This window comes from Dietzia sp. SYD-A1, from assembly GCF_015356725.1.
In the GTDB taxonomy this organism is placed as follows: domain Bacteria; phylum Actinomycetota; class Actinomycetes; order Mycobacteriales; family Mycobacteriaceae; genus Dietzia.
On the sequence record NZ_JADDKI010000461.1, the window covers coordinates 1 to 3,637 of the forward strand.

A 3,637-nucleotide genomic window follows, 5' to 3' on the forward strand; every position below is an offset into this window, starting at 1 on the left:
TCCACATGCCGTCGGGCGGCGTGGAGTTGTACCTGGCGATCCTGTCGACGCTCGCCGCGGGCGCGGCGTACGTACCCGTGGACGTGGACGATCCCGCCGACCGCGCCGAGTTGGTCTTCGGCCAGGCGGGCGTCGCGGCCGTGTACACCGCAGAGGGGATGCGGGTCACCGACCCGCACCGCCCGGCCGACCCGTCGAGGGACCGGGGGCCTGGAGTCGACGACGACTGCTGGATCATCTTCACCTCCGGCACCACCGGACTGCCGAAGGGCGTGGCCGTGACCCACCGCAGTGCCGCCGCGTTCGTGGACGCCGAGACGCGGATCTTCCTCACCGGCGCCCCGCTCGGCCCCGGCGACCGGGTGCTCGCCGGGCTGTCGGTGGCGTTCGACGCCTCCTGCGAGGAGATGTGGCTGGCCTGGGCGCACGGGGCGTGCCTGGTGCCCGCGCCCCGGTCGATCGTCAAATCCGGGCTCGACCTGGGTCCGTGGTTGCGCGACCGGGGGATCACGGTGATATCGACCGTGCCGACACTGGCCTCGATGTGGCCCGAGGAGATGCTCGCCGACATCCGGCTGGTGATCCTCGGCGGCGAGGCCTGCCCGCCTGAACTCGCCGCCCGACTCGCCGGCGCAGACCGCGAGGTCTGGAACACCTACGGGCCGACCGAGGCCACCGTGGTGGCGTGCGCGGCGCGGCTGGACGGCACGGGTGAGGTCTCGATCGGCCTGCCGTTGGACGGGTGGGACCTGGCCGTCGTCGACCCGACGGGCATGCCGGTCGGTTACGGCGAATCCGGTGAGCTGGTGATCGGCGGGGTGGGGCTGGCCCGATACCTCGACCCGGACAAGGACGCCGAGAAGTACGCGCCCATGGAGTCCCTCGGCTGGGAGCGCGCGTACCGGTCCGGCGACGTCGTGCGCCTCGAGGCCGATGGTCTGTATTTCGCCGGCCGCGTCGACGACCAGGTCAAGATCGGTGGACGCCGACTCGAGCTGGGCGAGGTCGACACCGCGGTCTCCGCGCTGCCGGGCGTGAGCGCCGGGGCCGCCGCGGTGAAGAAGTCCGACGCCGGTCAGTCCGTCCTCGTGGCCTACCTCGTGGCGGACGATCCGGCGGGCTTCGACCTCGCCGACGCCGCCGCGACCCTGCGCGACCGGCTACCCGCGGGGGTGGTCCCCCGGCTGACGCTGGTCGACGAGCTGCCCACCCGGACCTCGGGGAAGGTCGACCGCGCGGCCCTGCCGTGGCCCCTGGCCCAGACCTCGGCCGCGGAGACGGAGCTGGAGGGCACCGACGCGTGGGTGGCCGAACTATGGTCCTCGGCCCTGGGCGCCGACGTCTCCGGGGTCGACGAGGACTTCTTCGCCCTCGGCGGCGGTTCCCTCGCCGCGGCACACGTGGTGGTGGCGGTCCGCGAGCGCTTCCCCGCCGTGACCGTGGGGGACATCTACGACCGTCCACGCCTCGGTGACTTCGCAGGGTTCCTCGACGAGCTCGAACCGGTGGCCGCCGTGGAGCCGCGACACGTGCGGCCCGTCGGCCGCGGTGCGCAACTGGTCCAGGTTCTGGCCACGCTCCCGCTGCTCACGGTCACCGGACTGCAGTGGCTCACCTGGCTGGGGATCGCCAACAACGTCGCGGCGTCCGTGGGGGCCCCCTGGGCGCGACCGGTCTCGTGGTGGGCGCTCGGGATCCTCACCGTGCTCCTCCTGCTCCCCGCGGGCCGCACGCTCGTGACGGGCCTGCTGTGCCGCGCCCTCACGGCCGGGATCACTCCGGGCACCTACCCGAGGGGCGGACCGGTCCATCTGCGCCTCTGGGCGGCCGAGCGGCTGGTCGAGGCCTCCGGGGTCGCGAACCTCGAGGGTGCCGGGTGGCTCACCCCGTTCGCGCGGCTGCTCGGCGCGAAGATCGGTCACGGGGTGGACATGCACACGCTGCCGCCCGTCACCGGCCTGCTCACGGTGGGCGACGGCGCCTCCATCGAGCCGGAGGTCGACCTGGCCGGGCACTGGGTCGACGGCGACGTGGTGCACGTCGGGACCGTGGAGATCGGCGAGAACGCGGTGGTGGGAGCGCGGTCCACGCTGCTGCCGGGCGCCGTGGTGGGCCGGGGCGCGCACGTGGAGATCGGATCCGCCGTGGTGGGCACCGTCAAGGCCGGCAAGCGCTACGCGGGTTCGCCGGCCCGCAAGCGGGGGAAGCGGGGCTCGAGCTGGCCGGCCGAGCCCGCACCCCACAACCGCGTCTGGAGCCTGGTGTATCAGCTCTCCGCGGTGGCGCTCGGCGCGATGCCGTTGATCGCGCTCGGCGCCGGACTCGCGGTGGTGGCCGCGGGGGCACGGAACGCCGCCACCCCCGGGCAGCTGTTCCTGCGCGCGACCCTGTGGTCGGTGCCCGGGACGCTGGTCGCGCTCGTGCTGTTCGCCGCGCTCACCCTGGTGTCGGTGCGGGTGCTGTCGGTGGGACTGCGGGAAGGCTTCCATCCGGTGCACTCCCGCATCGCGTGGCAGGCCTGGTGCAGCGAGCGCATCATGGACGCCGCCCGGAACTGGCTGTACCCGCTCTACGCCTCGATGCTCACGCCGATGTGGCTGCGGGCGCTGGGGGCGACGATCGGCAAGGACGTGGAGGCCTCGACCGTCCTGCTCATCCCCTCTCTCACCACCGTCCGTGACGGGGCGTTCCTCGCCGATGACACGATGGTCGCGCCGTACGAACTGGGGTCGGGGTGGATGAGGCTCGAGCAGGCGCAGGTCGGCAAACGCGCGTTCCTCGGCAACTCGGGCATCGCGTCCGCCGGCCGCAAGGTCCCCGCGCGTGGACTGGTCGCCGTTCTGTCCTCCGCGCCGCAGAAGGCCAAGAAGGGCACGTCGTGGCTCGGATCGCCCCCGCAGAAGCTGCCCAGGGCGGTGGCCGACGGCGAGAGCGACGCGCGCACCTACCAACCGCCGAGGCGCCTGAAGGTCGCCCGTGCCGCGTGGGAGACCCTGCGCCTGGTCCCGGTGTGGCTCTCGTTCCTCCTGCTTGTCGGCGTCCTGGTGGTGATGCAGCTGATCCACCGGGAGTGGGGTTTCACCGTGGCCGCGCTGACCTCCGGTGTCACGCTCGCGTATGCCGGACTGGTGGCACTGCTGCTCGCGGTCCTGGCCAAGTGGATCCTGGTGGGCCGGATCCGCGCGGGCGACCAGCCACTGTGGTCCTCCTTCGTGTGGCGCAACGAGGTGGCCGACTCCTTTGTCGAGCTCCTCGCCGCGCCCTGGATGGCCCGGCCCGCCACGGGGACCCCGATCCTCACCGCGATGCTGCGTCTGCTCGGGTCGCACATCGGCCGGGGCGTGTGGTGCGAGTCCTACTGGCTGCCCGAGGCCGACCTGATCTCGGTGGGTGACGGCGCCACCGTCAACCGCGGCTGCGTGGTCCAGACCCATCTCTTCCACGACCGCATCATGCAGATCGACCGGGTGACGATGGCCGACGGAGCGACGCTGGGGTGCCATTGTGTGGCGCTCCCGGCGTCCTCGATCGGCGACGGCTCCACCGTGGGCCCGGCCTCGCTGGTCATGCGCGGCGACCGCATCCCCCCGGGCACCCGCTGGCAGGGCAATCCGATCGCACCCTGGCGGGGCTGAGC

At 73.0% G+C, this 3,637-nt stretch carries 1 protein-coding gene; it reads left to right on the top strand.

Features of this window, described 5'->3' with window-relative positions; all coding sequences use genetic code 11:
- Positions 1-3,635: Pls/PosA family non-ribosomal peptide synthetase (locus IY392_RS15675; protein WP_194861709.1), on the top strand; the 3,635-nt coding region annotated here is incomplete at its 5' end.
- Positions 3,636-3,637: the final 2 nt, after the last annotated feature.